General features: G+C 60.3%; 30 protein-coding genes. 19 read left to right on the top strand and 11 right to left on the bottom strand.

What is annotated here, in order from left to right; all coding sequences use genetic code 11:
• Window positions 1-501: 501 nt before the first annotated feature.
• From rpsT to mutM, 3 genes are all read right to left on the bottom strand, one after another.
• Complete coding sequence (gene rpsT, locus K3756_RS17510; protein WP_259989664.1) at window positions 502-765, bottom strand: 30S ribosomal protein S20; 264 nt, start codon at window positions 763-765, stop codon at window positions 502-504.
• Window positions 766-938: 173 nt separating this feature from the next.
• Complete coding sequence (locus K3756_RS17505) at window positions 939-1,715, bottom strand: enoyl-CoA hydratase (RefSeq protein WP_259989662.1); 777 nt, start codon at window positions 1,713-1,715, stop codon at window positions 939-941.
• Window positions 1,716-1,778: 63 nt separating this feature from the next.
• Window positions 1,779-2,630: a bifunctional DNA-formamidopyrimidine glycosylase/DNA-(apurinic or apyrimidinic site) lyase gene (gene mutM / locus K3756_RS17500; protein WP_259989660.1), complete on the bottom strand. Its 852-nt coding sequence runs from the start codon at window positions 2,628-2,630 to the stop codon at window positions 1,779-1,781.
• A gap of 89 nt (window positions 2,631-2,719) precedes the next feature.
• Between mutM and ubiE the strand changes: the two genes are divergently transcribed.
• Together ubiE and ubiB are read left to right on the top strand one after the other, a co-directional pair.
• On the top strand, window positions 2,720-3,463 hold the full coding sequence (gene ubiE / locus K3756_RS17495; protein WP_259989658.1) for a bifunctional demethylmenaquinone methyltransferase/2-methoxy-6-polyprenyl-1,4-benzoquinol methylase UbiE: 744 nt from the start codon (window positions 2,720-2,722) through the stop codon (window positions 3,461-3,463).
• A gap of 1 nt (window position 3,464) precedes the next feature.
• Window positions 3,465-4,997, top strand: coding sequence for a 2-polyprenylphenol 6-hydroxylase (ubiB, locus tag K3756_RS17490; RefSeq protein ID WP_259989656.1), 1,533 nt, complete (start codon window positions 3,465-3,467; stop codon window positions 4,995-4,997).
• Window positions 4,998-5,076: 79 nt separating this feature from the next.
• Here ubiB and K3756_RS17485 read toward each other — a convergent pair whose 3' ends face one another.
• The gene (locus tag K3756_RS17485) at window positions 5,077-6,255 is read right to left on the bottom strand and encodes an acetyl-CoA C-acyltransferase family protein (protein WP_259989654.1); all 1,179 of its coding nucleotides are present in this window, start codon (window positions 6,253-6,255) and stop codon (window positions 5,077-5,079) included.
• Window positions 6,256-6,369: 114 nt separating this feature from the next.
• On the opposite strand from K3756_RS17485, the gene K3756_RS17480 reads away from it, so the two are divergent.
• The 5 genes from K3756_RS17480 to K3756_RS17460 all read left to right on the top strand — a co-directional run bounded on the left by K3756_RS17480 (window position 6,370) and on the right by K3756_RS17460 (window position 10,731).
• Window positions 6,370-6,936, top strand: a complete 567-nt coding sequence (locus K3756_RS17480) for a helix-turn-helix domain-containing protein (RefSeq protein ID WP_259993603.1) — start codon at window positions 6,370-6,372, stop codon at window positions 6,934-6,936.
• A gap of 100 nt (window positions 6,937-7,036) precedes the next feature.
• Complete coding sequence (locus K3756_RS17475; RefSeq protein WP_259989652.1) at window positions 7,037-8,221, top strand: glycine C-acetyltransferase; 1,185 nt, start codon at window positions 7,037-7,039, stop codon at window positions 8,219-8,221.
• Window positions 8,222-8,232: 11 nt separating this feature from the next.
• Entirely contained in the window at window positions 8,233-9,276 is a 1,044-nt protein-coding gene (gene tdh / locus K3756_RS17470) for an L-threonine 3-dehydrogenase (RefSeq protein ID WP_259989650.1), read from the top strand.
• 30 nt (window positions 9,277-9,306) lie between these two features.
• Window positions 9,307-10,311 (top strand): App1 family protein, encoded by a 1,005-nt coding sequence (locus tag K3756_RS17465; RefSeq protein WP_259989647.1) that lies wholly within the window; start codon window positions 9,307-9,309, stop codon window positions 10,309-10,311.
• An 18-nt stretch (window positions 10,312-10,329) separates the two neighbouring features.
• Entirely contained in the window at window positions 10,330-10,731 is a 402-nt protein-coding gene (locus tag K3756_RS17460) for a hypothetical protein (protein ID WP_259989645.1), read from the top strand.
• Here the strand turns inward: K3756_RS17460 and K3756_RS17455 are convergent.
• The 3 genes from K3756_RS17455 to K3756_RS17445 form a co-directional block, all read right to left on the bottom strand.
• Window positions 10,691-11,425, bottom strand: coding sequence for a metallophosphoesterase family protein (locus K3756_RS17455; protein ID WP_259989643.1), 735 nt, complete (start codon window positions 11,423-11,425; stop codon window positions 10,691-10,693). The genes K3756_RS17460 and K3756_RS17455 overlap by 41 nt on opposite strands.
• 67 nt (window positions 11,426-11,492) lie before the next feature.
• Entirely contained in the window at window positions 11,493-13,088 is a 1,596-nt protein-coding gene (gene serA, locus K3756_RS17450; RefSeq protein WP_259989641.1) for a phosphoglycerate dehydrogenase, read from the bottom strand.
• A 78-nt stretch (window positions 13,089-13,166) separates the two neighbouring features.
• Window positions 13,167-14,306 carry a phosphoserine transaminase gene (locus K3756_RS17445; RefSeq protein ID WP_259989638.1) on the bottom strand — a complete coding sequence of 380 codons (1,140 nt, stop codon included), beginning with the start codon at window positions 14,304-14,306 and terminating at the stop codon, window positions 13,167-13,169.
• A 156-nt stretch (window positions 14,307-14,462) separates the two neighbouring features.
• Between K3756_RS17445 and serB the strand changes: the two genes are divergently transcribed.
• Entirely contained in the window at window positions 14,463-15,338 is an 876-nt protein-coding gene (serB, locus tag K3756_RS17440) for a phosphoserine phosphatase SerB (RefSeq protein WP_259989636.1), read from the top strand.
• Between the two features lie 65 nt (window positions 15,339-15,403).
• A complete protein-coding gene (locus K3756_RS17435) occupies window positions 15,404-15,718 on the top strand; it encodes a YciI family protein (protein WP_259989635.1) in 315 nt (104 codons plus the stop codon).
• An 11-nt stretch (window positions 15,719-15,729) separates the two neighbouring features.
• Here the strand turns inward: K3756_RS17435 and K3756_RS17430 are convergent, their stop codons facing one another.
• Window positions 15,730-16,710, bottom strand: a complete 981-nt coding sequence (locus tag K3756_RS17430; RefSeq protein WP_259989633.1) for an asparaginase — start codon at window positions 16,708-16,710, stop codon at window positions 15,730-15,732.
• 198 nt (window positions 16,711-16,908) lie between these two features.
• Here K3756_RS17430 and K3756_RS17425 point away from each other — a divergent pair, with 198 nt between their 5' ends.
• The 5 genes from K3756_RS17425 (at window position 16,909) to K3756_RS17405 (ending at window position 21,180) form a co-directional block, all read left to right on the top strand.
• The gene (locus K3756_RS17425; protein ID WP_259989631.1) at window positions 16,909-17,448 is read left to right on the top strand and encodes an invasion associated locus B family protein; all 540 of its coding nucleotides are present in this window, start codon (window positions 16,909-16,911) and stop codon (window positions 17,446-17,448) included.
• Window positions 17,449-17,555: 107 nt separating this feature from the next.
• Window positions 17,556-18,740, top strand: a complete 1,185-nt coding sequence (gene rlmN, locus K3756_RS17420) for a 23S rRNA (adenine(2503)-C(2))-methyltransferase RlmN (protein WP_259989629.1) — start codon at window positions 17,556-17,558, stop codon at window positions 18,738-18,740.
• A 61-nt stretch (window positions 18,741-18,801) separates the two neighbouring features.
• Window positions 18,802-19,464, top strand: coding sequence for a TrkA family potassium uptake protein (locus K3756_RS17415; protein ID WP_259989627.1), 663 nt, complete (start codon window positions 18,802-18,804; stop codon window positions 19,462-19,464).
• Complete coding sequence (locus tag K3756_RS17410; RefSeq protein WP_259989625.1) at window positions 19,464-20,810, top strand: TrkH family potassium uptake protein; 1,347 nt, start codon at window positions 19,464-19,466, stop codon at window positions 20,808-20,810. Before K3756_RS17415 ends, K3756_RS17410 begins: the two co-directional genes overlap by 1 nt.
• A 154-nt stretch (window positions 20,811-20,964) precedes the next feature.
• On the top strand, window positions 20,965-21,180 hold the full coding sequence (locus tag K3756_RS17405; RefSeq protein WP_259989623.1) for a hypothetical protein: 216 nt from the start codon (window positions 20,965-20,967) through the stop codon (window positions 21,178-21,180).
• A 4-nt stretch (window positions 21,181-21,184) separates the two neighbouring features.
• Here the strand turns inward: K3756_RS17405 and K3756_RS17400 are convergent, their stop codons facing one another.
• The gene (locus K3756_RS17400; protein ID WP_259989620.1) at window positions 21,185-22,027 is read right to left on the bottom strand and encodes a TIGR00730 family Rossman fold protein; all 843 of its coding nucleotides are present in this window, start codon (window positions 22,025-22,027) and stop codon (window positions 21,185-21,187) included.
• A 99-nt stretch (window positions 22,028-22,126) separates the two neighbouring features.
• Here K3756_RS17400 and K3756_RS17395 point away from each other — a divergent pair, with 99 nt between their 5' ends.
• The 5 genes from K3756_RS17395 to K3756_RS17375 all read left to right on the top strand — a co-directional run bounded on the left by K3756_RS17395 (window position 22,127) and on the right by K3756_RS17375 (window position 24,646).
• Complete coding sequence (locus K3756_RS17395; protein ID WP_259989618.1) at window positions 22,127-22,678, top strand: thioredoxin family protein; 552 nt, start codon at window positions 22,127-22,129, stop codon at window positions 22,676-22,678.
• Between the two features lie 65 nt (window positions 22,679-22,743).
• Window positions 22,744-23,571, top strand: coding sequence for a 2,3,4,5-tetrahydropyridine-2,6-dicarboxylate N-succinyltransferase (gene dapD / locus K3756_RS17390; protein ID WP_259989616.1), 828 nt, complete (start codon window positions 22,744-22,746; stop codon window positions 23,569-23,571).
• Window positions 23,571-23,930, top strand: coding sequence for a hypothetical protein (locus K3756_RS17385; protein ID WP_259989613.1), 360 nt, complete (start codon window positions 23,571-23,573; stop codon window positions 23,928-23,930). The genes dapD and K3756_RS17385 overlap by 1 nt, the downstream gene beginning before the upstream one ends.
• A 63-nt stretch (window positions 23,931-23,993) precedes the next feature.
• Window positions 23,994-24,242 (top strand): GlsB/YeaQ/YmgE family stress response membrane protein, encoded by a 249-nt coding sequence (locus tag K3756_RS17380; protein WP_259989611.1) that lies wholly within the window; start codon window positions 23,994-23,996, stop codon window positions 24,240-24,242.
• A gap of 65 nt (window positions 24,243-24,307) precedes the next feature.
• Window positions 24,308-24,646 carry a hypothetical protein gene (locus tag K3756_RS17375; protein ID WP_259989609.1) on the top strand — a complete coding sequence of 113 codons (339 nt, stop codon included), beginning with the start codon at window positions 24,308-24,310 and terminating at the stop codon, window positions 24,644-24,646.
• Here the strand turns inward: K3756_RS17375 and fosX are convergent.
• The gene (gene fosX / locus K3756_RS17370) at window positions 24,637-25,050 is read right to left on the bottom strand and encodes a FosX/FosE/FosI family fosfomycin resistance hydrolase (protein WP_259989607.1); all 414 of its coding nucleotides are present in this window, start codon (window positions 25,048-25,050) and stop codon (window positions 24,637-24,639) included. The genes K3756_RS17375 and fosX overlap by 10 nt on opposite strands.
• Window positions 25,050-26,144: a Hint domain-containing protein gene (locus K3756_RS17365; RefSeq protein ID WP_259989605.1), complete on the bottom strand. Its 1,095-nt coding sequence runs from the start codon at window positions 26,142-26,144 to the stop codon at window positions 25,050-25,052. The genes fosX and K3756_RS17365 overlap by 1 nt, the downstream gene beginning before the upstream one ends.
• Between the last annotated feature and the right edge of the window lie 2 nt (window positions 26,145-26,146).

Here is a 26,146-nt window from a genome sequence, read left to right as displayed (position 1 = left end):
GTACAACATTCCGCCCTTCAACAAAGCCGCCCCCGCGGCATACATCCCAACAAGCCCTCCAAATGACATAGCGCGGCCAGTCCGGTCCCATCGGTATCCGGCCACAGTCCTTCGGACGTCTTAACAACTAAAGTGGCAGGGGCGCCCGGTGTGCAGGTGCACGTCGACGCTCCGAACGCCACCGTTCGGTATATTTCGTGACAGGCAAATGTGCTGGCAGCACAATCCGCAGACTTCGTGATGCACCTCTTCCGGATGCAAGGAAGCGCCCTTCGTTTGATCGATACCTCTAGCAATATACCGACGGAACGTGTGGGCCTGTCCCCCCGCGATGTGAATCGCACAGCCTTCGTAGCAAGGGGTCAGCGGCCCTTTCAACACAAACTATTTGTTGACTCTGGGATTGCTGGAAAAGAATCTCTGCGGCTGTGCAGAACGGCCACAGAAAGCAAAAAGGCGCCGCAAAATGCGACGCCTTCAAGAATCATTTTGACGCTGGAATCAGCCCAGGGCTTTGACCCGTGCGGCCAGACGCGACATTTTGCGCGATGCCGTGTTCTTGTGGAATACGCCTTTCGTGACGCCGCGCATCAGCTCGGGCTGTGCCGCTTTCAGTGCGGCTGCCGCGTTGTCCTTGTCGCCCGATTCAATCGCTTCTTCGACCTGGCGCAGGTACGTGCGGATGCGCGAACGACGTGCTTTGTTGACCGCAAAACGCTTTTCGTTCTGACGGGCGCGTTTCTTCGCCTGTGGGGAGTTTGCCATGTGAGATCACCTTCCGTGAATTCCGAATTAATATAGGTAGCGCATAGCCAAACCCGGACCGGACCAACCGGTAGGTGATTCTAGCCTGAGCGGGCTGCACGCGCATGTCTGGCGCTGCCTATAGCGGCAATTGCCAAGGGATGTAAAGGGCGGGGGCGCATTGCCCCGCCGTCTCAGCGATCGCGGAACTGCGCTTCGCGTTTTTCGAGGAAAGCGCCCATGCCTTCGGCCTGATCTTCTGTCGCAAACAGCGAATGGAACATCCGACGCTCGAACAGCAGACCTTCGCGCAGCGGCACCTCATAGGCGCGGTTGACCGCTTCCTTCACGACCATGACCGAAATCATCGATTTCTCGGCAATCTTCTGTGCGGCGCCCATCGCTTCGTCCATCAGCTTCTTGATCGGCACGACACGGCTGGCCAGCCCCGAACGCTCTGCCTCTTCGGCATCCATGAAGCGGCCCGTCAGGTTCATGTCCATCGCTTTGGACTTGCCCACGATGCGGGTCAGACGCTGGGTGCCGCCAATGCCGGCCACCACGCCCAGATTGATCTCGGGCTGGCCGAACTTGGCGCTTTCCGACGCGATGATGAAATCGCACATCATCGCCAGCTCACAGCCCCCGCCCAACGCATAGCCCGACACCGCCGCGATGATCGGCTTGCGCACGCGCATGATCTGGTCGGTTTCCTGCGTGAACAGATCGCCCGCGAACGCATCGACAAAGGACTTGTCCTTCATCATCGCGATGTCGGCGCCCGCGGCAAAAGCCTTCTCCGATCCGGTGATGACGATGCAGCGCACCTTCTCGTTGTCCTGACAGCCCTTCAGACAGTCGGCCAGCTCGGACATCAGCTGATCATTCAACGCGTTCAGCGCATCGGGCCGATTAAGCGTAATCAGGGCCACGTGGTTGTCGACATCGAGGATGATCGTTTCATAAGCCATGTAAGGTGGCCCTTTGTTGTTGCTCAGACGTTCGTGCATATCACGCGGTCAAAGCGGTTCAAGCTATCTTTGACATACCCGGCAGTAGAAAGATGACCGACCCGACTGCACAATCCGCGCCACCGTTCCCCCGCATCCCTCCCGCTTGCAGGGCTGTCCCTCGCGGCCATAGACGTCAAAGGAATGCTGAAAATATCCAAGCTCTCCATCGGCTTGCCGGAAATCGCGCAGACTGGAACCACCCGCTTCGATCGCCTCGGCCAGCACGTCGCGGATGATCGGAACCATTCCCGCAACGCGTGTAGCGGCGATATTTCCGACCTTACGTCGCGGGCTGATTTTCGCCCGAAAAAGCGTCTCGCAGACGTAAATATTGCCCAATCCTGCAACGATACGCTGATCCAGCAGCGCGGATTTCACCGGTGTGGTGCGTCCGGCAAAGGCCGCCACCAGAATCGCTTCGTTGAAATCATTGCTCAGCGGCTCGGGCCCCAGCACCGCCAGCAGCTTGTGATCGTCGGCGGTTGCGGTGTCCATCAGGTCCATCGCACCAAAGCGGCGCGGGTCGTTGAACGTGATGCGCGCGCCGTTCTCCATATGCAGGACAACGTGGTCGTGTTTCTGGGCCGCCGGATGGTCATGCACGAACTGGCCCAGCGGATCGCCCGACACCAACATGCGCCCCGACATGCCCAGATGCACCAGCAGTGTCTCGCCGCCGCTCAGATCGGCAAGGATGTATTTCGACCGCCGCCGCAGGCGCTCCACCCGCTGGCCCGTCAGCCGCGCGGCCATATCGGGCGGGAACGGCCAGCGCAGATCGGGGCGGTTCACATCCGCCTGCGCGATTACCACACCCTCCATCGCGGGGGCCAATCCCCGGCGCACGGTTTCCACTTCGGGCAGTTCTGGCATCACGCTCTCCTCGGGCTGCGGCAATTGGCAGTTTGCACCCGCCTATCTGAGGCTATATCTGACACGAGACAAGATCAGGACCCCATCACATGACTGACAAGACGACGCACTTCGGCTTTGAAACCATCCGCGAAGAGGAAAAAGCCGGAAAGGTCCGCACCCTGTTCAATGATGTGGCCAACAAATACGATATCATGAACGACGTGATGAGCGTGGGCATCCACCGCATCTGGAAAGAGGCGATGATGGACTGGCTCGCGCCGCGCCCCGGCCAGCGCCTGCTGGATGTGGCGGGGGGCACCGGTGATGTGGCGTTCAAATTCCTGGGCCGGGCGGGCCACGGTCACGCCACCGTCTGCGATCTCACCGAAGGCATGCTGGTCGAGGGCCGCAAGCGCGCCGAGGCCGACCGCATGGCCGACAGTCTCGACTGGGTGGTGGGCGACGCGATGGCGCTGCCCTTCGACGCGAACAGCTTTGACGTCTACACCATCTCGTTCGGCATCCGGAACGTGACCCGCCCGCAGGAGGCCCTGAACGAAGCCTACCGCGTGCTTAAACCCGGTGGCCGCCTGATGGTGCTGGAATTCAGCCAGCTGCCCAACCCCGCGATGCAAAAGGCCTATGATCTCTACAGCTTCAACGTGATCCCGCGCATGGGGCAACTGATCGCGAACGACCGCGACAGCTACCAGTATCTCGTCGAATCGATCCGCAACTTCCCCGATCAGGACACGTTCCTCGGCATGGTGCGCAAAGCGGGGTTCGAGAACGCGAAATACCGCAATCTCAGCATGGGCATCGCCGCCCTTCATTCGGGCTGGAAAATCTGACATGCGCGGACCGCACAACATCTGGCGGCTGATCCGCACGGGCGCCACGCTGGAGCGTACCGGCGCGATGAACGCCGTGCTCGATGCATTCGAGGCGCCCAAACCCGTGCGCCTGCTGGCCCGCACGCTGGCGATCCCGTTCAAACCGCTCGGCTACAAGGGCGACCCGAAACAGCCCGCCGCGACACGTGCGCTGGTGGCCCTCGGCCCCGCCTACATCAAATTCGGGCAAATCCTGTCAACGCGGCCCGACGTGGTTGGCCCCGACATGGCGCTGCAATTGCGCGTGCTGCAGGACAAACTGCCCCCTTTCGACATTGAAACGGCCAAGGCCGAAGTGGCCCGTGAACTGGGCCAGCCCGTCGACACCATCTTTTCCGAATTCTCCGAACCCGTCGCCGCGGCTTCCATCGCACAGGTCCACCGCGCCCGTCTCGCCGACACGGGCGAAGACGTCGCGGTCAAGGTCTTGCGGCCCGGTATCGAAAAAGCCTTCCGCAAGGATGTGGACGCCTTCTATCTCGCCGCGCGTATGGTCGAACTCTTCTCGCCCGGCTCGCGCCGGTTGCGGCCGATGGACGTGATCGAACATTTCGATGGCGTGGTGCGCGGCGAACTCGATCTGCGTCTCGAATCCGCCGCCGCCTCCGAATATGCTGCCAACACCGAAAATGACCCCGGTTTCGAATTGCCCGCCGTCAAATGGGATCATTCGGCCCGGCGCGTCATGACCCTTGGCTGGGCCGAAGGCATTCAGATCGGCGACAACGACGCGCTCGATGCCGCGGGCCACGACCGGATCGAACTGTCCGAACGGATACTCGCGCTGTTCCTGCAGCACGCCCTACGCGACGGCTATTTCCACGGCGACATGCATCAGGGCAATCTCAAGGTCGCGGCGAATGGCAATATCATCGCGCTCGACTTCGGCATCATGGGGCACATCGACGAATACACCCGTCGCGTCTACGCCGAGATTCTCTACGGCTTCATCCGCCGCGACTACCAGCGGGTTGCCGAAGTCCACTTCGAAGCCGGATACGTGCCCGCCGACAAGAACGTCGATGAATTTGCCCGCGCCCTGCGTGCCGTGGGCGAGCCGATTTTCGGCATGGATGCCAGCCGCATTTCGATGGGCCGGCTGCTCGCCTATCTGTTCGAGGTCACCGAACGCTTCGGCATGGAAACCCGCACCGAACTGATCCTGTTGCAGCGCACGATGGTCGTGGTCGAAGGTGTCGCGCGGTCGCTCAATCCCCAGATGAACATCTGGCAGGTCGCAGCGCCCATCGTGACCGACTACATCACCAAATCCATCGGCCCGAAGGCGGTGATTTCCGATCTCACTCGCACGGCGCGCGTGCTGTCGCGATTCGGCCCGCGTCTGCCCGCCTTGGTCGAGGCGGCGTTGATCCGCCAGGCCGAAACACCCGAACCCGCGGCCAGACCGTTCAAGCGGTGGCTGATGCTGTCGGCGGTTGTCGGTGCCGGTGTCGCGTCGCTGCTGATCGCGCTGCTGGACGCGATTTTCTGAGTTTTGAAGATACGAAAAAGGCGTCACACAAGTGTATGACGCCTTTGTGCACGCGCTGTGTACGCGCGGTGTATGCCGCCTAAAGGCGCTCGATTGCCAGTGCGATACCTTGCCCGCCGCCGATGCACATGGTGATCAACGCGCGTTTTCCGCCCGTCCGTTCCAGCTCATACAGCGCCTTGACGGTAATGATCGCCCCCGTCGCGCCCACCGGATGACCCAGCGCAATCGCACCGCCGTTCGGGTTCACCTTCGCAGGGTCGAAATCCAGCGCCTTGCTCACCGCAAGTGCTTGGGATGCAAAGGCTTCGTTGCTCTCGATCACATCGAAATCCGATGCCTTGAGGCCGGTTTTTTCCAGCAGATTCTGTACCGCGGGGATGGGTCCGATGCCCATGACCTGTGGCCGCACACCCGCGTGGGCATAGCCGATCACCCGCGCCCGCGGCGTAAGGCCCGCAGCCTCTGCAGCACCCGCGCGCGCCAGCACGATCGCCGCCGCCCCGTCGTTGATTCCGCTGGCGTTCCCCGCCGTCACCGACCCGTCTTTCTGGAACACCGCCCGCAGCTTGCCCAGCTGCTCAAGCGATGTCGCCTTGGGGTGTTCATCTACCTGAAAAGAAACAGTTTCACGGCCCTTCTTGACCTCGACCGGAACGATCTGATCGGCGAAATATCCCGCCTCGATCGCCGCTGCCGCGCGTTCCTGGCTTTGCATCGCAAAGGCGTCCTGCTGGTCGCGCGTGATGTCGTGTTCGGCTGCCACATTCTCGGCCGTGACGCCCATGTGGCCTGTGCCAAACGGGCAGTTCAGCGCCCCCAGCATCATGTCCAGCGTCTTGACGTCCCCCATCTTTTGGCCCCAGCGCGCGGCGGGCATGATAAAGGGCGACCGGCTCATGTTTTCGGCGCCGCCCGCAACCGCAAAATCGCTATCGCCCAGCATCAATGATTGCGTCGCCGAAACGAACGCCTGAACCCCTGAGCCGCACAGCCGGTTGACGTTCATGGCAGGCACGGTTTCGGGCACACCCGCATCCATCGCCGCAACACGGCTGAGATACATGTCGCGCGGTTCGGTGTTGATGACATGGCCAAAGACCACATGGCCCACCTTGTCCGCCGCCACGCCCGCACGCTCCAGCGCCGCTTGCGTTACACCCGCCGCCAGCGCCGTCGGCGCCGTGCCCGCCAACGCACCGCCAAAGGTGCCGATAGCGGTCCGCGCGCCGCCCAGAATGACGATATCGTCAGCCATGATCTCTCTCCCTGTTAGGTTGCCCTGACTATGCGGTCCCGATCCGGCCTTGTCAGTAGAGACGTTCCGTCAGCGATGCTTGACACCGCTGACGCGGACGGCGACATATCCGTCATGACGGAAAATGACGACGCTATCCTGACCCAGCTGCCGACCCGCCTGAAAGATGCACGGCGGGCGCAGGGGTTGTCGCTCGATGCCGTGGCAAAGCTGTCTGGCGTCAGCCGGTCAATGGTAAGTCAGATTGAGCGGGGCGAAAGCAGCCCGACCATCGCGACCCTTTGGAACCTGACCCGCGCGCTGCAGGTCGATTTTGCGGGATTGCTCGATGGCGCGGCAGAACCAGCGCGGATCGAGATCCTGCGGTCGGATGATGTGCCAACCATAGATAATCTTGGTGCGTCGTGCCGCATCCGCATCCTGTCCCCGCCGGAGGAAGCAGGACGGCATGAGGTTTACGAACTGCTGATCGGTGCGGGCGGGCGGCTCGAAAGTCAGCCCCATACCCGCGGTGCACGCGAACACCTGAGCGTCATCGAAGGAAGTGTGACGCTGCGCAGCGGAGACGCGCAGCAAGCGCTGGGCCCCGGCGATACGGCTCGGTACGCGGCCGATGTCGCCCACGCGATTCACGCAGGTGACGCGCCTGTACGGGCTTTCCTAGTCGTTCAGGACGCCTGACTGAAATCCAAGATAAAAGAAAAAATCCGTAATACAGGAAATCCTCTATTTCGGATGACGATCCGTTATGGTAGATGCGTTCCGAAAGAGGAGATGCATCATGACCCAAAGCTATCTGGACCATGTCACGGCGACGCTGTCGCAAATCGACGCGGACGGCATGCTCAAGCGGGAGCGGCTGATAACGTCACCGCAAGGGGGGCAGGTGGAGGTCGCGGGCCGTGAGGTTATCAATCTATGTGCCAACAATTACCTCGGGCTGGCCGATCATCCCGACCTGATTGCCGCCGCGCAAAACGCAATGGGCCCCAAGGGGTTCGGCATGGCTTCGGTCCGCTTTATCTGCGGCACGCAGGACATCCACCGCAAATTGGAACAGAAACTCGCGGCATTTTTGGGCAAGGACGACTCGATCCTGTTCGCTGCGTGCTTTGACGCCAATGGCGGACTGTTCGAGCCCCTGTTCGGCAAGGAAGATGCGATCATTTCCGATGCGCTCAACCATGCCTCGATCATCGACGGGATCCGGTTGTGCAAAGCCAAGCGCTACCGCTATGCCAACAGCGACATGACCGATCTGGAAGGGCAGTTGAAGCTGGCCCGCGACGAAGGTGCGCGATTTATCATGATCGCGACGGACGGCGTATTCAGCATGGACGGCTATCTCGCAAAACTGGATGAAATCAGCGCTCTGGCGCAGAAGTACGATGCCATGGTGATGGTCGACGATTGCCATGCGACCGGATTCATGGGGCCCAAGGGGGCAGGCACACCCGCCCATGCAGGTGTCGACGTCGATATCCTGACAGGGACGCTGGGCAAAGCGCTGGGAGGTGCCATCGGCGGCTATATTGCCGGGCCGAAGCCGGTTATTGATCTGCTCCGGCAACGCGCGCGCCCCTATCTGTTTTCCAATTCCTTGCCGCCCTCGATCGTTGCGGCGGGGATCAAGGCGCTGGAGCTGGTGGAGCAAGGTGACGATCTGCGCGCCCGTTTGTTCGAAAACACCGCCTATTGGCGGGCGGGTCTGGAACGGCTGGGTTTCGATCTGTTGCCGGGGGAACACCCGATTGTACCTGTCATGCTGGGCGAGGCGCAGCTGGCACAGGATATGGCGGCGCGCCTCTTCGAGGAAGGCGTGTATGTCAGCGGCTTTTTCTTCCCGGTCGTGCCGCGCGGACAGGCGCGCATCCGCACACAAATGAACGCAGCACTGACGCGCGATGATCTCGACCGCGCTTTGGCGGCTTTCAAGGTCGCGGGCCAAGCCTGCGGCGTGATCTGACCGGTGCCGCCATGAGCAATGAGATGCAGGCTCTGGCCAAACTCTACCCGCGCGAAGGGCTGTGGCGTACCACGGCTCCGGTGCCCGAAATCGGGCCGGAAGATGTTTTGATCAAGATCAACCGTACCGGCATTTGCGGCACCGACGTACACATTTGGAACTGGGATGCGTGGGCCGCCCGGACGGTCCCGATCCCGTTGATCACGGGTCATGAGTTTGCCGGCGAAATTGTCGAGATGGGGCGCAATGTCGAAGGACTGACACTGGGTCAGCGGTGTTCGGGCGAGGGGCATCTGATCGGCAAGAACTCCCGTCAAAGCCGCGCCGGAAAATTCCACCTCGATCCGGCGACCCGGGGCATCGGTGTCAACGAACAGGGCGCTTTCGCGCAGTATTTGCGCCTGCCCGCATTCAACGTTGTCCCGCTGCCCGATCGAATTTCCGATGATATCGGCGCCATACTCGATCCGCTTGGCAATGCCGTCCATACCGCGCTGAGCTTTGATCTGGTGGGCGAGGACGTGCTGATCACCGGCGCAGGCCCCATCGGGATCATGGCCGCGGCAGTCGCGCGTCATGTGGGCGCGCGCCATGTGGTTATCACGGACATCAACGCCGACAGGCTGGCACTGGCGCAAAAGGTTGCGGATATCGTCCCCGTCAACGTAACACAGGAGGATTTGCGGGATGTGATCGCACGGTTGGGGATGACACAGGGCTTTGACGTGGGTCTTGAGATGTCTGGCAACCAACGGGCGCTTGACCAGATGGTCGATGCGCTGACGATGGGGGGCCGCATCGCGATGCTGGGTATTCCACCGGGCAAATCCCCCGTCGACTGGAGCCGGATCGTATTCAAGGCGATCACGCTCAAAGGTGTCTATGGACGCGAGATTTTTGAGACCTGGTACAAGATGATTGCGATGCTCGAGAATGGTCTGGATGTCTCCAACGTGATCACCCACCGGTTTTCCGCTGCGGACTTCGAAGCCGGATTTGACGCGATGCGCGCAGGATCATCGGGCAAAGTCGTCCTGGACTGGACCGGTCTTTGAACCAAATCGCCGCACGTGCGTTGGCTTTTCATGATAAAACAAGCACTGCACAAGTCCGCATGGTGGCTGGAATCGCTGCTCGACAGCATCAAGGGGCAACGCGACACCCGCCAAGTCATCGAACCCTATATCGGCTACGCCACGCCTGAACATCTGGTGGTCCGCGGGCGGGTGCTGTCATCCCTGCGCCGCAACGAGCCACTGGCGGAACAGTCGAAATGGGCCAACTTCAAACAGATGGTATCGCTGTTCGCGACGGATGAGGTCGCCGATGTCGAGGTCGCGGCACAGGGCGTGACGACACGATCCGACGATGAAGGATATTTCACGCTGAACCTGCCGCGTGATGACAGCGTTGGCTGGATTTCCGTACCGGTCCGCTTGCCCGGCAAGAACGTTGAAACCGCCTGCTCCGTTCTCGTGCCCGAAAAGAGCGCCCGCTTCGGGGTGATCTCGGACATTGACGACACAATGTTGCGCACGGGCGCGTATTCGCTTTGGAAAAACCTGTGGACTTCGATGACGGGCAACGCAACGACGCGCCGCCTCTTCAAGGACGCGGTGGGGTTCATGGATGCCCTGTCGGACGATGGCCGCAATCCGGTTTACTACGTCAGTTCCAGCCCGTGGAACCTGCACCACTTCATCGCCACCATCTTTGGTCGCGCGAAACTGGTGCGCGGCCCGAAGTTCCTGCGCGATCTGGGTCTGGGTGAAAACCAGTTCATCTCAGGCACCCACGGTGATCACAAAGGCGGCAGCATCGATACGCTCATGGCGGCCAACCCCGATCTTGATTACGTGCTCGTTGGTGATACGGGCCAGCACGATGCGTTTGTGTACCGCGACGCCGCAAAACGGCATCCGGGTCGTGTCAGGGCCGTGGTGCTGCGTGAACCCGGTCCGGGTCCGGACCCGGAAAGCCGCGCGGCGATTGCGGAGCTGCGCGATATGGGTGTGCCGGTGCTGCAGGGTCTGAATTTCGACGCCTTCGCCGACCAGCTTTTTGCGGGACCACTGGCGCAAGCGGCCTAAAGGCTGCATCCTCGCCCCATGTACGACGGCGACAGTTTCTATACGCTCAGCTTGTTCGGCCGCTTGGGGCTTGTGGCCCTGAGTGCGGTTTTGATGCTGCTGATAACCACGGCGGCTGTTTTTCTCATGCGCGGGCGGCGCGGTGCGCTTCGGCTGGCGATCGCGGCGGCGCTGTTTTCCGGCTTCGTCTGGCTGTCGCCGCAGGTGTACTACGAATATTACCGCCTGATCCTCAACGGTTTGCCGCGCCAGAGTGTGATCGGGCCGCCGCCCCCTCTGGATACGCTCGTCGGGCTCATCAGCTTTACGGGACCGGCCACACTGTCGGCCCATGCGCTGGGCGTCCTTTTCTGGGGGCTGGTCTGGCTCGCGTGGCGGCTCAGATCTCGACGTGAAGGGGCTGGCGGCCCCGGTCGGTAAGCTGGAAAACACCGCCTTTGTCGAAGACCGCCGCGGCCAGCGGTTTGCCATATCCTGCCCCTGCATCCAGATTAATCCGATTGCCATAATCGGTCGCCGCCGCGACGGGCGTATGACCGTGCACGATGACTTTGGGGTGCTGCCGTGTATCCTTATGAAACTGCTGTCGAATCCACAGCAGGTCTTCCTCGTCTTGCCGGTCCAACGGCACACCGGGCAAAACACCGGCATGGCAGAAAAAATGCGTTTCACTCTCGGCACTCAGGGGCAGGGAGCTGAGAAAGGCGATATGTTCAGGCGGTACGGCCTCGCGCGCCTGCGCGTGGATGGTCAATTGCCGGTCTTGCGGTGAGACATCAACACCGTAGGAGGCCAAAGTCGTATCGCCGCCCAGTCGCGGATGAAGCCACGAAAGCTCGACAGGCAGGTAGGCGTCGTATTTGGGATAGGCCTGCATGAACCATTCAAACATCCGGTCGTGATTGCCCTTGAGAAAGGTCCAGTTGCGGCCTTCTTTCTGCGCAGCGACAAGCAGATCCAGCACGCCGCGGCTGTCGGGGCCGCGATCAGTGTAATCCCCCAGCAACACAATGCGGGCGTCCGGCCCCCCGTCGGCTTCGATCAGGGACAAGACCCGCTGCAACTCACCCAACTGGCCGTGGATATCTCCGATTGCGTAAATCGCTTCTTTCATGTGGCACGGTCCTAACAAAAAAGGCGCCGCACGAAAGCGGCGCCAGTTCAGGGAGGTATCTGCCGGATCAGCTTACGTCAAATTCAAGCAGCTTGATCTGTTGGAAAAGACCGGTGTCGTGAAGCTTTGCCACGATTGGTGCCGGTACGGGTTCGTCGACATAAAGCAGGGCAATCGCCTCGCCTTTCACGTCTGCACGGCCGAGCGTAAAGTTCGCGATATTCACACCATTTTCGCCCATGGTCTGGCCCAGTGTCCCGATGATGCCCGGCACGTCTTCGTTGGTGGTATAGACCATGTGTTCGCCCACTTCGGCGTCGATGTTGATGCCCTTGATCTGGATAAACCGGGGTTTGCCGTCGGAAAATACCGTGCCTGCGATCGAACGCTCGCGCTTGTCGGTCACGACGGTGACCTTGATATAGCCGTCGAATGCGCCGGATTTATCCTGGTTCGTGGTTGAAATCTGGATGCCTTTTTCGCGGGCGACCACCGGTGCAGAGACCATGTTCACGTCGGGGTTGGCCCGCTTCATGATGCCCGCAACAACGCCGCAGTTCAGCGCGGCAAGGTTCATATCAGACACAACGCCGTCGTACAGGATGTTGATCGCTTGGATCGGCTCGTCCGTGAGCTGCCCGATAAATGCGCCCAGATGCCCGGACAGCTTCAGCCACGGCCCCATGACCTTGGCCTCTTCGGCGGTTACGGACGGCATGTTCAGCGCGTTGCTGACAGCACCTGTCAGCAGGTAATCCGCCATCTGGTCCGCGACCTGCAGGGCCACGTTTTCCTGCGCTTCGGTTGTTGCAGCGCCCAGATGCGGGGTGCACACCACGTTGGGCAGGTTGAAGAGCGGATTTTCCGTTGCCGGTTCGACCTTGAACACGTCAAACGCAGCGCCAGCGACATGACCGGATTTCAGCAGATCGGCCAGCGCCTCTTCATCGACCAGACCACCACGGGCACAGTTGACAATGCGTACGCCTTTCTTCGTCTTTTCGAGGTTTTCACGGCTCAGGATATTGGCCGTCTGTTCGGTGAAGGGCACGTGCAGCGTGATGAAATCGGCGCGCGACAGCAACTCGTCGAGCTCGACCTTCTCCACACCCATCTTCTGTGCTTTCTCTTCGCCGAGGAAGGGGTCATAGGCCACGACCTTCATTTTGAGCCCGCGGGCACGGTCGCACACAATGCCGCCAATGTTGCCAGCGCCGATGACGCCAAGCGTTTTGCCGGTAAGCTCGACACCCATGAATTTGGACTTTTCCCATTTGCCCGCATGCGTCGATGCGCTGGCTTCGGGGATCTGGCGGGCGACCGCAAACATCATGGCGATGGCATGTTCGGCGGTGGTGATCATGTTACCGAAGGGCGTGTTCATCACGATGACGCCCTGCTTGGAGGCGGCGTCCTTGTCGATGTTATCGGTGCCGATGCCTGCACGCCCGATGACCTTGAGGTTCGGGGCGTTGGCAAGAATTTTTTCCGTTACTTTCGTCGCCGAGCGGATCGCAAGCCCGTCGTAGTTGCCGATGACTTCGGCCAGTTTGTCCTTGTCCTTCCCAAGGTCGGGCTGGAAATCGACGTCAATGCCGCGGTCCTTGAAAATCTGGACGGCAGCGGCGCTGAGTTTATCGGAGATGAGTACTTTGGGGGCCATGTGAGTGGTCCTTTGTTCTGATTGCCCGATTGGGCGCATGGAGGAGGGGCGTGCGCGCACACCGCGCACGTTCGCTGTTCAGGCGTTGATTTCGGTCTCGAAGGCCCAGGCGAGCCACGGCAGCATCGCGTCGATGTCCGAGGTTTCGACCGTGGCGCCACACCAGATCCGCAGGCCAGCGGGCGCGTCGCGGTAGGCACCGATGTCCAGCGCGATGTCCTCATCGGCCAGACGCTTCGCAATCGCCTTGGCAAAGGCGGCGCCGTCGGTGATCCGGTCATCGGTGAACTTCAGACAGACCGATGTGTTGGACCGCGTTGCGGGATCATTCGCCAGAAAGTCGATCCAGTCATGGGTTTCGACAAACTGTGTGATCGCGGCGGTATTGGCATCCGCCCGACCGATCAGACCCTGCAGCCCGCCCACGGATTTCGCCCAGTCCAGCGCGAACAGGTAATCCTCGACACACAGCATCGACGGTGTATTGATCGTGGCGCCGGTGAAAATACCCTCGATCAGCTTGCCGCCTTTGGTCAGGCGAAAAATCTTGGGCAAGGGCCATGCGGGGGTGTAGCTTTCCAGCCGCTCGACCGCGCGGGGGCTGAGGATGATGACGCCGTGCGCGGCTTCACCGCCCAGCACCTTTTGCCAGCTGAAAGTGGTGACGTCCAAACGATCCCAGGGCAGGTCCATCGCGAAAGCGGCAGAAGTCGCATCGCACAGGGTCAGACCCGCACGATCGGCGGGAATGTCAAAGGAGGCAGGCACGCGCACGCCCGAGGTGGTCCCGTTATAGGTAAAGCACACATCGTTGTCGAAATTCACCGACGCCAGATCGACGATTTCGCCGTAGGGGGCGGTCTTTTCAGTGGCCTCGATTTTCAGTTGCTTCAACGCGTCTGTAACCCAGCCTGCGCCGAAACTTTCCCACGCCAGCATTTCCACATGCCGCGCGCCCAGCAGGTTCCACATTGCCATCTCGTAGGCGCCTGTGTCGGACGCGGGCACGATACCGATGCGGTAATCGGCGGGGACGCCGAGCACATCGCGGGTGGTCTCGATTGCCTCGAGCAGCTTGGCCTTGCCGGGTGCGGCACGGTGGCTGCGGCCCAAGGGCGCATCAGACAGTTTATTCAGCTCGAATGTGGGGGGTTTGGCGCAGGGGCCAGAGGAAAACCGCGGATTGTCCGGCCGCGTTGCCGGTTGTTCAATAGCCATTGATGCTACCCTCTCAGATATGCGCCCTTCGTTGGGGAAGGGTGTCCCACGGACGGGGGTACGGGGCATTGCGCGCTGGCACAAGCGGTTATTCGGGGCTAGAACGCCGCTTGATCGTCTTTTTGCGACAACCCTGACGCTGATCGGAAACTTTTGATGTATACGGCCATTTTACTGACCTCTCCGGAAAAACCCGCGCTTGATCCCTCACTGGTGGAGTCGTTGCGCAATGCGTGGGGCGGCGGCGATGCTGTTTGGCTGTCGCCGGATGAGGCCGCGGAGTTCGATCTGCAGACCATGCCCGACAACCGCGAAGAGGTTTGGCAAAGCTGTCAGGATATGGGTGTCGACCTTGTGGTGGTCCCGTCGGCCGGTCGCCGCAAGAAGATGCTGCTTGCCGATATGGACAGCACAATGATCCAGCAGGAATGTATTGACGAACTGGCCGACGAGGCAGGCGTGGGCGACCGTGTGAAAGACATCACCGCGCGCGCCATGAACGGAGAGCTGGATTTCGAAGAGGCGCTGCGCGAGCGGGTGGGGCTGTTGAAGGGATTGCCGGAAATGGTGATCGATCAGGTGCTGGCCGACCGTATCAAGCTGATGCCCGGCGGTCCGGTACTTCTTGGCACGATGAAGCGCGAAGGGGCGTTCAGCGCGCTGGTCTCGGGTGGCTTTACCGCGTTCACGCAGAGCGTTGCCGCGATTCTTGGTTTTGACGAAAACCGCGCCAATGTCCTTTTGACCAAGGGTGGATTGCTGACCGGTACTGTCGGGGAGCCTATTCTTGGCAAGCAGGCGAAGGTCGATGCGCTCCGCCACTATACAAAGACTTTGGGGATAGAGGTCTCGGACGTCGTTGCCGTGGGCGACGGTGCGAACGATCTGGGGATGTTGTCACTGGCCGGTATGGGGGTGGCGCTGCACGCTAAGCCATCAGTGGCTGCGCAGTGTGACGTACGTATCAATCATGGCGATCTGACCGCGCTCTTGTTCGTTCAGGGATACGCCCGCGCAGATTTCGCCGTCTGACCCCGGTTTGAGCCGAATCGCCATTCGCGGTAGGATAGAGGCATCCCACAACGAAAGGACGTGCCATGCCTCAGTTCATGCTTGCCTATCATGGCGGGAAAACACCCGACACACCCGAAGAGGGCGCCCAGGCGATGGCCGCCTGGGAGGCCTGGTTTTCCGAACTCGGCAGCCATGTCGTGCATCCGGGTCATCCGGTCGGAATGTCCAAGACTGTCACCAATGTCGGTGTGACAGACGACGGGGGGCTCAATCCGCTGTCGGGTTTTACCATCGTGCAGGCCGACGATATCGATGCGGCCTGTCAAATGGCCTCGGCCTGCCCGATGGTCATCGATGGCACCGGATCAGCCGAGGTTGCCCCCATCATCGAGATGTAGGGCGCTTTGGATCAGAGCAGATCCGCCGCCGGTTTCAGGATACCTGTTTCGATGCCGCGCCAGTTGCGGATTGGCGCATTGATGTATTTGCGTGTCGCAGGATGATCCGCGTCCAGCGCGCCCAACCGTACGAGCAGCGCCGCAATGGCGGCTTCTGCGGCGCGGGTGGTGCCGCATGATGCCTTGAGCGCGATGCCCATCTGCCGCTCTGGCAGGATGGCGATGAAAAAACCTTCGGCGCCGGTTTTCAGCGCGACCTTGCCATCGGTGGCGCGCATCAGGTCGGTGCAGGCACGATCCTCGCCCGCGACAAGTTCGGGATGCAGGCGCATGGCCTGATGCAGGCGTGCCTCGGCGCTGTCGTCCGGCGCGGCGGCGAAATGCGCCATCGCGCGTGCCACACCATGCAGGCTTGCCGCCGGATTGGGGGCGGAACATCCGTCGATCCCGAAGCCGGGGCTTGTTTCGCCGGTCACCGTCTCGAAAGCGTCGAGACAGGCCTTTTGCACGGGATGATCGGGATCGACATATTCCGGACCGGCGTCCAGATGGGATGCCAGTGTCAGAAAACCCGCGTGCTTGCCCGAACAGTTGTTGTGGATCTGGCAAGGGCTTTCGTAGGCGCGGATCTGAGCTTCGCGTATTTCGCGGTCACGTGATTGTTCGGGACCACAGCGAAACGCATCATCGCCAAGGCCCAGATGGTCCATCCATTTGCCCACCCGGTCGATGTGAATGGCCGCTGCGTTGTGAGAGGCACAGGCAAGCGCGAGGTGTTCGGTGCCCAGACGATGAGCGTCAGCAGCACCTGACTGGATCAGCGGCAGGGCCTGTATCATCTTGGACGAACTGCGCGGCAGAACGGTCAGCGTGGGATCGCCCCATGCGTCAATAATATCGCCCTTGGCGTCACAAATCACCGCATGCCCTGTGTGTACGCTTTCGAGGAATGGACCACGCCAGATTTCGGCAAAAGGAGCGGGGGAGGTCATGGTCGGTGTTTCCTTCGTTTCATAGCGTAGAGATGGGCGAAAACCCGCCAATCCGGGGCTTCGCCACTCGCTTCTTTTGCGTTATGCTGTTTGTTGTCGAGAAGAATGGCGTCTTTGGCAAGCAAATGACCGCGCAAAGCGGCAATCGTCGAAGAACCCCCTATATGTTGAGGCAACATGACGTTGGAGAGTGGACAGATGCGAGTTTGGAAGACGGGATTGGGTGCGCTGGCGATTGCGGCGGTGGCGGCGGTGGCGGCTGGCAGTGCGGTCGCGCAGAGCCAAAGCTCGAACCGTGTCGCGGCGAAAACGGATTGGAGCGTCTTTGTCGAAGACAATCCGACCGAGTGCTGGGGCGTATCGACCCCTAAAGAATCAGTGAATTCGCGCAACGGCAACGTGGTCGCGGTGAACCGTGGTCAGACACTGTTGATGGTGTTTTACCGCCCCAGCGCGGGCGCCAAGGGTCAGGTCGCCTTCACGGGTGGATATCCCTTTGCGGGCGGGTCGACGGTATCGCTCGATATCGGGGGCACCACGTTTGAAATGTTTACCGAAGGCGAGTGGGCGTGGCCCGCAACGACCGAGGACGACGCAAAGATCATTGCCGCGATGAAACGCGGCGCGGATGCCAAGCTGACCGGCCGGTCAAGTCGTGGCACACAGACTGCCGATACCTTTTCGCTGCTGGGCTTTACCGCAGCGGTTGAAGATGCGGCAAAACGCTGCGGCGGCTGATCGCCCGACATATGTAGCGCACGCAGCCCTGCCATTCTGGCGGGGCTGTTTTCATTTGGGTGCAGTTTCTGCTATGCCCGCGCAATCCTGAACAGTGAGTCCCTGCCATGGCTGCCGATGCACCGATTACCCAAGACGTGATGACAATCCCGCGCAAGTTGCCGGACGGTCCGATGAACCTCGTCGGGCTGACGCGGCCCGCAATGCGGGATGCTCTTATCGCGATCGGCACGCCGGAAAAGCAGGCCAAGATGCGCGTCGGCCAGATCTGGCAGTGGATCTATCAGTGGGGCGTCCGTGATTTCGATGCGATGACCAACCTCAGCAAGGCCTTTCGCGCCGAATTGGCGGAGCATTTCGTCATTGCGGTACCCGAGGTCGTGACCAAGCAGGTCAGCACCGATGGTACGCGCAAGTACCTTGTGCGCATCGCGGGCGGCCACGAGGTCGAAATTGTCTATATCCCCGAAACCGACCGCGGCACGCTTTGCGTCAGCTCGCAGGTCGGTTGCACGCTGACCTGTTCGTTCTGTCACACCGGCACGCAGAAACTGGTGCGCAACCTGACGGCGGCCGAAATCATCGGCCAGGTCATGGTGGCACGCGACGACCTGAATGAATGGCCCCAAACCGGCACCCGCACCTATGAAGCGCGTCTGCTGTCCAACATCGTCCTGATGGGGATGGGCGAGCCGCTTTATAATTTCGACAATGTCCGCGACGCGATGAAAATCGCAATGGATCCCGAAGGCATCCAGCTGTCTCGCCGTCGTATCACGCTGTCCACCTCTGGCGTCGTACCGGAAATTGCCAAGACCGCCGAAGAGATCGGTTGCCAGTTGGCTGTGTCTTTCCATGCGACGACAGACGAGGTCCGCAATAAGCTGGTGCCCATTAACAAGCGCTGGAACATCGAAGAGCTGCTCGACGCGCTGCGTGCCTATCCCAAGGTAAGCAATTCGGAGCGGATCACGTTTGAATACGTCATGCTGGACGGTGTGAACGACAGCGATGAAGATGCACACCGGCTTGTGAAGCTGATCGAGGGCATCCCGGCCAAGATCAACCTCATCCCGTTTAACGAATGGCCCGGCGCCCCTTACAAACGGTCATCCAATAACCGCATCCGCGCGTTTTCGGAGATCGTTTATCAAGCGGGATATGCGTCACCCGTGCGCAAACCCCGTGGCGAAGACATCATGGCGGCCTGTGGACAGTTGAAATCCGATACCGAACGCGCGCGCAAGTCCAAGCGCCAGATCGAGGCAGAAGCAGGCGTCAGCCAGCCCTGACCTTTGCGGCGCTCCAGATTGACCTATCTATGCCCTGAAGGTTGATCAGGAGCGCGGCGGTATGCCCAGAAAACAGCAGACATTTGTCGTAGTAGGATTGGGGACATTTGGCAGCACCGTCGCCAATGAACTTGCCCGTTTCGGCAATCACGTCACGGGCATCGATCTGTCGGAACGCAACGTCGCCGCGATTGCCGATAACCTCGATCGGACGCTGATTCTTGATGCGCGCGAGGACATCGCGCTGCGCGATGCGGGGATCGATACCTGTGATATCGCGGTCGTCGCCATTGGTGATGACATCGAAGCAAGCATTCTCGCCACCATCACCCTCAAGACCTTGGGCATTTCCAAGATCTGGGCCAAAGCGACATCCAAGAACCATCACCGGATCCTGTCCAAACTGGGCGTTGACCGGGTGATCCATCCTGAAAAAGAGGTGGGCACGCATATTGCGCAGGTGCTGCACAATCCGCTTGTCCGCGACTATGTCAGCCTTGGCAACGGCCAGCACGTCGTGAACTTTCTGATCCCCGAAGCGCTCGAAGGACGCAGGCTGCCGGAACTGGACCACAACAAGAAATACGATCTGCGGTGCATCGGGGTTTTGCGCGGGTCTGAATATCTGGGCAGTGACGGCAGCGACACAACGCTGGAGAAAGACGATCTGCTGTTGCTATTGGGCAGCCGGCAGAACCTGCGTGATTTCGCCGGGAGCCTTTGATGGCAAAGCGTCGCGCGCTGCAGCTTTCTCTCGCCAGCAAACGGCTGAGCCCGCCCGCTGTTCTGGCGAGTATCTATGCGATGTTCATCCTTGGCGGCGCGCTTATCCTGTTGTTGCCCTTCAGCCAGACCGGCAATGTCACGTTCAGCGATACACTCTTCACCGCAGCGTCGGCCGTGACGGTCACGGGATTGGTCGTGGTCGATACCGGCAGCGACTTTACTCTTTTTGGCCAGATCATCATTGCCCTTCTCATTCAGGTGGGGGGGCTGGGTCTGATGACCTTTGCTGCCCTGCTTCTGACGATGCTGGGGCTGAATATCGGTATGCCCGAACGTATGGTGCTGCGCGACGAAATGGGCCAGACGTCACTGCGTGATCTGGCCGCGCTGGTCCGTGTCGTCATCAGCGTTGCGTTTTTCTGCGAGGCGCTGGGCACGGCGTTGCTGATGACTGTCTTTGTGCCGGAGTTCGGGTGGAGCCACGGTTTCTGGCAAGCCCTGTTTCATGCAATTTCGGCATTCAACAACGCGGGTTTTTCCCTGTTTCCGGGGAGTCTGAGCAATTACGTCGGTGATCCGACGGTCAATCTCACGATTACCGCGCTCTTCATGGTGAGCGGTCTGGGTTTTGTGGTGCTCGTCGATATATACCGCAAGCGCAACTGGCGTCAGCTGTCGCTTCATACCAAGCTCATGCTGACCGGCACCTTGTTCCTGATACTTTGGGGATGGGTCCTGTTCGCGCTGTTGGAATGGACTAATCCCCAGACCCTTGGTGGTCTCGACGGGGTCGGTACCAAAGTTCTGGCCAGCTGGTTTCAGGCGGTCACACCGCGTACCGCTGGCTTCAACACGCTTGATTACGCCGAAATGCGCGACAGCACGACCGTGATGACCATATCGCTCATGCTGGTGGGGGGCGGGCCGTCCTCGACCGCCGGCGGTATCAAGGTCACGACAATGATTGTTCTGGTTCTGGCGACTTTGGCGTTTTTCAACCGTCAGGAAAAACTGCATATCTTTGGCCGCAGTCTGGGTATTCAGGAAATCACCAAGGTACTGGCACTGACTGCGCTCAGCCTGTTTCTGGTCATGTTCGGTCTTTTCACCGCATCCATTACCTACCGCGGTGACTTCCTCGATCTGTTGTTCGAAGTCGTAAGCGCTTTTGGCACGGTTGGATTGTCACGCGGCGCAACCGGAGAACTGGATGAATTTGGTCGGGCCCTGATCATCATCATTATGTTTGTAGGGCGTCTGGGGCCTTTGACCCTTGGCTTTTTCCTCGCCACACGGTCCGTGCCGCGGATCGGATACCCCGAAGGGCGCGTTTATCTCGGCTAGGGAATCCGAACCCGCAGTTGTCGCAGTGCCTACTTTCGGTAGAAATTCAACCGAGGGTGGCTGAAATACCTTTTTTCTGCCGCAATCGCAGCGGAATCCTGCCATTCGAGATTTCGACACTGTTTCCTGAATTGACCTAATCGGGAGAGAAGCAATGTCGATCTTTAGTCATCAGGAGGCCTTTGTCGCCCCCGAAATCATCGAACTGGTCGCCCACGAGCGGCAGGTCGCGCTGTCGACGCGTGAATGGAAGCACCGGTTGGCCGGATACGGGTATGGCATCCGTGACACGGCGGACGGCGGGCATGTCCTGCAAAAGCTGTCCACGCACACCGATCTATGCGTCCTGCCCGCCGAGATGTTCCACTAATCCCTCAGCGGCCAGGCACGGTCGAGCGGGCAGACAGATCGCCCCAGTTCTCGATCAGGTCCACCGCTTCGGCTGCGGTTTCGACAAAACGGAAAAGGTCCAGATCTTCGGCAGAAATCGTACCGGCATCTGCCAGCGCGTCCCAATTGATGATCTTTTCCCAGAACGCCCGACCGAACAGCAGGAAGGGCACGCGCTGCATGCGTCCTGTCTGGATCAGCGTTAGGGCCTCGAACAGCTCGTCCAATGTGCCGAACCCGCCGGGAAACACGCAAATCGCCTTGGCCCGCATCAGGAAATGCATTTTGCGGATCGCGAAATAGTGGAAGTTGAAGCACAGATCGGGTGTCACGTACTCATTGGGCGCCTGCTCGAACGGCAATACGATATTGAGCCCGATGGACACACCGTCCGCGTCCACTGCACCACGGTTGCCAGCCTCCATCACACCCGGACCGCCGCCGGTCACCACAACATCCTCGCGGCCGCCGGATTCTTTTGACTTCAGCGTCATTAGTCGCGAAAACTCTCGCGCTTCGTCATAAAATTGTGACAGATCGGCAAGCGTCTCGGTCCGTGCTGTGTCCTTCTTGGCGGGTTCGGGAATGCGGGCCCCGCCGAAAAGGACGATCGTCGATTCAACGCCGTATTCGTCCAGCAGCATCTCGGGCTTGAGCAGCTCCAACTGCAGGCGCACGGGGCGCAATTCGTCCCGACACAGGAAATCCTTGTCACTGAACGCCAGCCGATACGCAGGGGCCTGCGTCTGCGGCGTGACCGGCACCTTGTCCGCGGCTGATCGGTCGCTGTGGGCATCTCGCAAGGGGTGCTGGGTCTGTTTTGTCATCGCGCTCTCCGGCAAAAGTGTTCGCGCCAACATGCCTTGGATTGCAAGCGTTGGCCACGTCCTTATGCTGTCGGTGAAATTCGCCTCAAAGGACACGCCATGCTGCTGCAAACGGACACCTGCAATTTTGGCGAAGCCGCCCCCGATTTCGATCTGCAAACCGCAGACGGCCAGCGGTTCACCCGCGATACCGTGATGGGGGAAAACGGCATGCTGATCGCTTTCATCTGCAACCACTGTCCGTATGTGGTGGACCTGATCGACCGTCTGGCCGCGGACATGAAAACACTCGAGGCAAGGGGCGTCGGATGTGCCGCGATCATGTCGAACGATTATGCGGCCTATCCCGCCGACCGCCCCGAGATGATGCATCGGTTCGCGGACGCCCACGGCTTGGCGGCGCCGTATCTGGTGGACGACACACAGTCGGTTGGCCGTGCTTACGGTGCGGTCTGTACGCCTGACTTTTTCGGGTACGATGCGTCCGGCGGTCTGCAATACCGCGGCCGTCTCGATGACGTTCCCATGCGAGGCGATCCATCCGGTCGCACGCCGGATCTGGTGCATGCGATGACCCAAGTTGCGCGCACTGGCACAGGCCCGTCACAGCAAACACCCTCGATGGGCTGCTCCATCAAATGGCGCAGCTAGATTGCTTCGACGGCACGCTGCGCGTATAGCGCTTGCAACCTTTTTCAGACAACCGGAGGATCCTGATGTCCAACGCCCAACTTGAGACCGCCATCGAAGCCGCATGGGAAGACCGCGACAGCATCACGCCCGCAACAACCGGTGAAACGCGCGACGCCATCGAAGATACGCTGAACGCGCTCGATAGCGGATCGTTGCGCGTGGCCGAGCGTCAGGACAACGGCGACTGGCATGTAAACCAGTGGGCCAAGAAAGCGGTTCTGCTCGGCTTCCGCATCAAGGACATGGAACAGCAGGACGGCGGACCGCAGGGTGGCGGCTGGTGGGACAAGGTCGACAGCAAATTCAAGGGGTGGGGCGACAACCAGTGGAAAGCGGCAGGTTTCCGTGCCGTACCAAACTGTGTCGTCCGTAAATCCGCCTTCATCGCGCCCGGCGTCGTTCTGATGCCTTCCTTTGTCAATCTGGGCGCCTACGTCGACGAGGGAACCATGGTTGATACATGGGCAACGGTTGGCAGCTGCGCGCAGATCGGGAAAAACGTGCACCTGTCGGGCGGGGTCGGTATCGGCGGTGTGCTCGAACCGATGCAGGCCGGACCCACGATCATCGAGGACAACTGCTTTATCGGAGCGCGGTCCGAGGTCGTCGAAGGCTGTATCGTGCGGGAAGGCAGCGTGCTGGGCATGGGGGTCTTTATCGGGCAATCGACCAAGATTGTGGACCGCGAAACCGGCGAGGTCATGTACGGTGAAGTGCCTTCAGGTTCGGTTGTTGTTGCAGGCTCCATGCCATCCAAAAACGGTGTGAACCTCTATTGCGCCGTTATCGTCAAACGCGTGGATGAACGGACACGGTCCAAGACGTCCATCAATGAATTGTTGCGCGACTGATGTTCTTTCGGACCTGCCTTGGCGCTTTGGTTGCTGTCGCGGCAACCGCTGCCTGGGCGGGTCCCTACGATGGGCGGTACCGCCCCGATCATCCGTCGGCCAGCGATTGGGACTGTACCAATATCGGCGAGGACGGCGGCGCGATCGCTATCGCGGCCAATACCTTTTTTGCTGTCGGCAGCCGCTGTTCGCTGCGCAATGCGACCCCGGTCGGCAGTATGGATGCAACGCTGTATGATGCGATCTGTCGTGCGGACGGTGCTCCGTGGGAACGGCGGATCATGATCATGCGTACCGACGCCGGCATCACGGTTATCCAGAAAGGCGGGGTCATCAGCCCGCTGCGCCGCTGCGAATAAACGGGCGGAACCATTCCTATGTCAGCGGCGTTGACCCTTTAATGAATTGAAGGAGACTACAAAATGACAGGTATTGGTTGGTTCGCCGCCATCATCGTAGGCGCGCTTGCGGGCTGGATCGCGGAAAAGATCATGAAGACCGATCACAATCTGCTGATGAACATCATTCTCGGCATCGTTGGTGCTTTGGTGTTCAACTGGATCCTCGTGCTGATCGTCGGCTCGACGCTGGGTGGCTGGATTGGCCAGTTGTTTGTCGGTGTCGTGGGTGCATGTCTGTTGATTGCAGCCGGACGCATGATCCGACGCTGACCCTTTTCAATCACCCCTGATCAAGCTAGCACTGCGTCTTCCAAACTCTGGAAGGCGCAGTTTTCATGTCTGACACCAAAAAGCCCAAGAAACCGTCCCGCCAGCAGGTGTTTACCTTGCTTGTCCAGATCGGGCGCAAGGAAGGGGACGGCCTGCCCGAAAAAGCGACCGGTGCCGCGCTGATGTGTTTTGCGTCCGGTATCGACGAAGCCGAAGCGGTGCGCGAAACCGTCGCGATCCTCAAGCAGGCAGATACCGCACCGCTTGATGTGACGGGCTACGGCACGTTGGCCGAGCGTGAAGCGGACGGTCAGGAGATTGACGCGGACGAACGCGAACTGATGCAGCGCGCGCTTGACGAAAATTCGGTCATTGTCGCGCAGATGACCCCGTTCTACGACTGAACCGGCTTTGCCGCACGGTATCTGGCCAGACGCTGCGCCAGTGTGCCTGTGTGCAGCTCGATCAAATGGTTGTCGGGGGTGTGAAAGTATATCGAATGCCCTTCGCCCGCCACACGGCTGCGCCCTTCGCGCAAATCCAGACCGAGTGATTTGATCTCGGCGAGGCGGTCATCGTAATCGGCTTCCGGCATCGTGAAAGCCGTATGGTTATAGGTCCGGGTCGGCAGCGGGGCACCGAGCATTGTCGCCACCCAAACGCCATCGACATCAAAGAAGCGTTCCGGCGCGATGGAGAACGTGTCCAGCCCGCTGTCGTAAATCTTTTCCGCTTTCAACACGCGGGTGAAAATCTGCTCCATCCGGTCCAGATCGGCGGTGATGAAGGTGACATGGCTCAGCCCCATCAGGCAGCGCGGCGTTTGGCGAGATGGATCGCCTCATACCATTTGAGCACCTTGTGCGCGGGCTGGGCGTGTTCGGGCAGAAGGGCGCGGTCGAAATACGCCAGAACGCTTGAGACGACCTGCTGTTGATCGCGACGCATCCGTCCGATGTACATGCTTTCGAGCGGGGCGCCCGCGGCCAGAAGCGTTTCGTGCTGTGGCAGGATCAGCTGACAATAGCGCGCTGTCGGTCCTGTTGTCTCGGGTCGGGCGGCAAATCCGTTTACGAGATGTCGGGCGGGGGTCAGCACCTTTTCACAGGCAAACAGATACTCGACCTCCGGTCCGTCGATGACGACGTGCTGGTCAGGCCCGATTACAATATCTTCCTGCAGGCCGAAATAGGGCGCTCGCATCCGGATCGGAGCATAGCTGCCGCGGGCGGGTACCTCGCGCAGGACATTGTGCAGCACCGGCACCACGTCGCCTTCGTGCGTATAGACGGTGTCGCCGCGTTTGAGCGTACTGGCGGCGCGGTATCCCCAGGGCGTCGCAATCGGCGTGTCGGGCGCGAGCGACGGTGACGGGCCGACCGGTTCGATATCATTGGACAAGGCGGCAAAGATCACATCCTGCGCAAAGTCCTGCTGTCCACGGCCGAGCATCAGATCGCGAAGATCGTCAAGTTTCAGGGGTTGCGGGTTGTCCACGGCAACGGATGTGATCGCACTGTCGCCGGCTTGCTCAAGCGTCAGACGGCCCCAGTTATACGTCGTGTCCCACGCGTACATCACACGCAGAACTTCGCTGCGTCCGGCGTTGTCGTGATTGATTGCGGCGTGGGTATAGCTGCTGTCCTGCACCTGTACCATCGACACGCCACCGCCGGGAATCGCCTGAAACACGAGGCTGCGACGGGACGGGTGCGGCGTTTTATATCCGAACAGCACCTGCGGGCGCACATCAGCGGGAATCTGGGTTTCGAAAACGATACTGCCGCGCGTCAGAAGCGTATCTGGCCGGTCCTCCAGAAGCGGTGCGTCCGATTTCCCATGCCCCAATCCACGCAGGGAAAAGCGGCGGTCCGTGTGGTCGGCGAGTGCGAGCCAAGTCATGA

Source organism: Sulfitobacter sp. S190, from assembly GCF_025141935.1.
GTDB lineage: Bacteria > Pseudomonadota > Alphaproteobacteria > Rhodobacterales > Rhodobacteraceae > Sulfitobacter.
The sequence above is the reverse complement of the archived record's forward strand: the minus strand, read 5'-3'. Positions and strand labels throughout refer to the sequence as shown.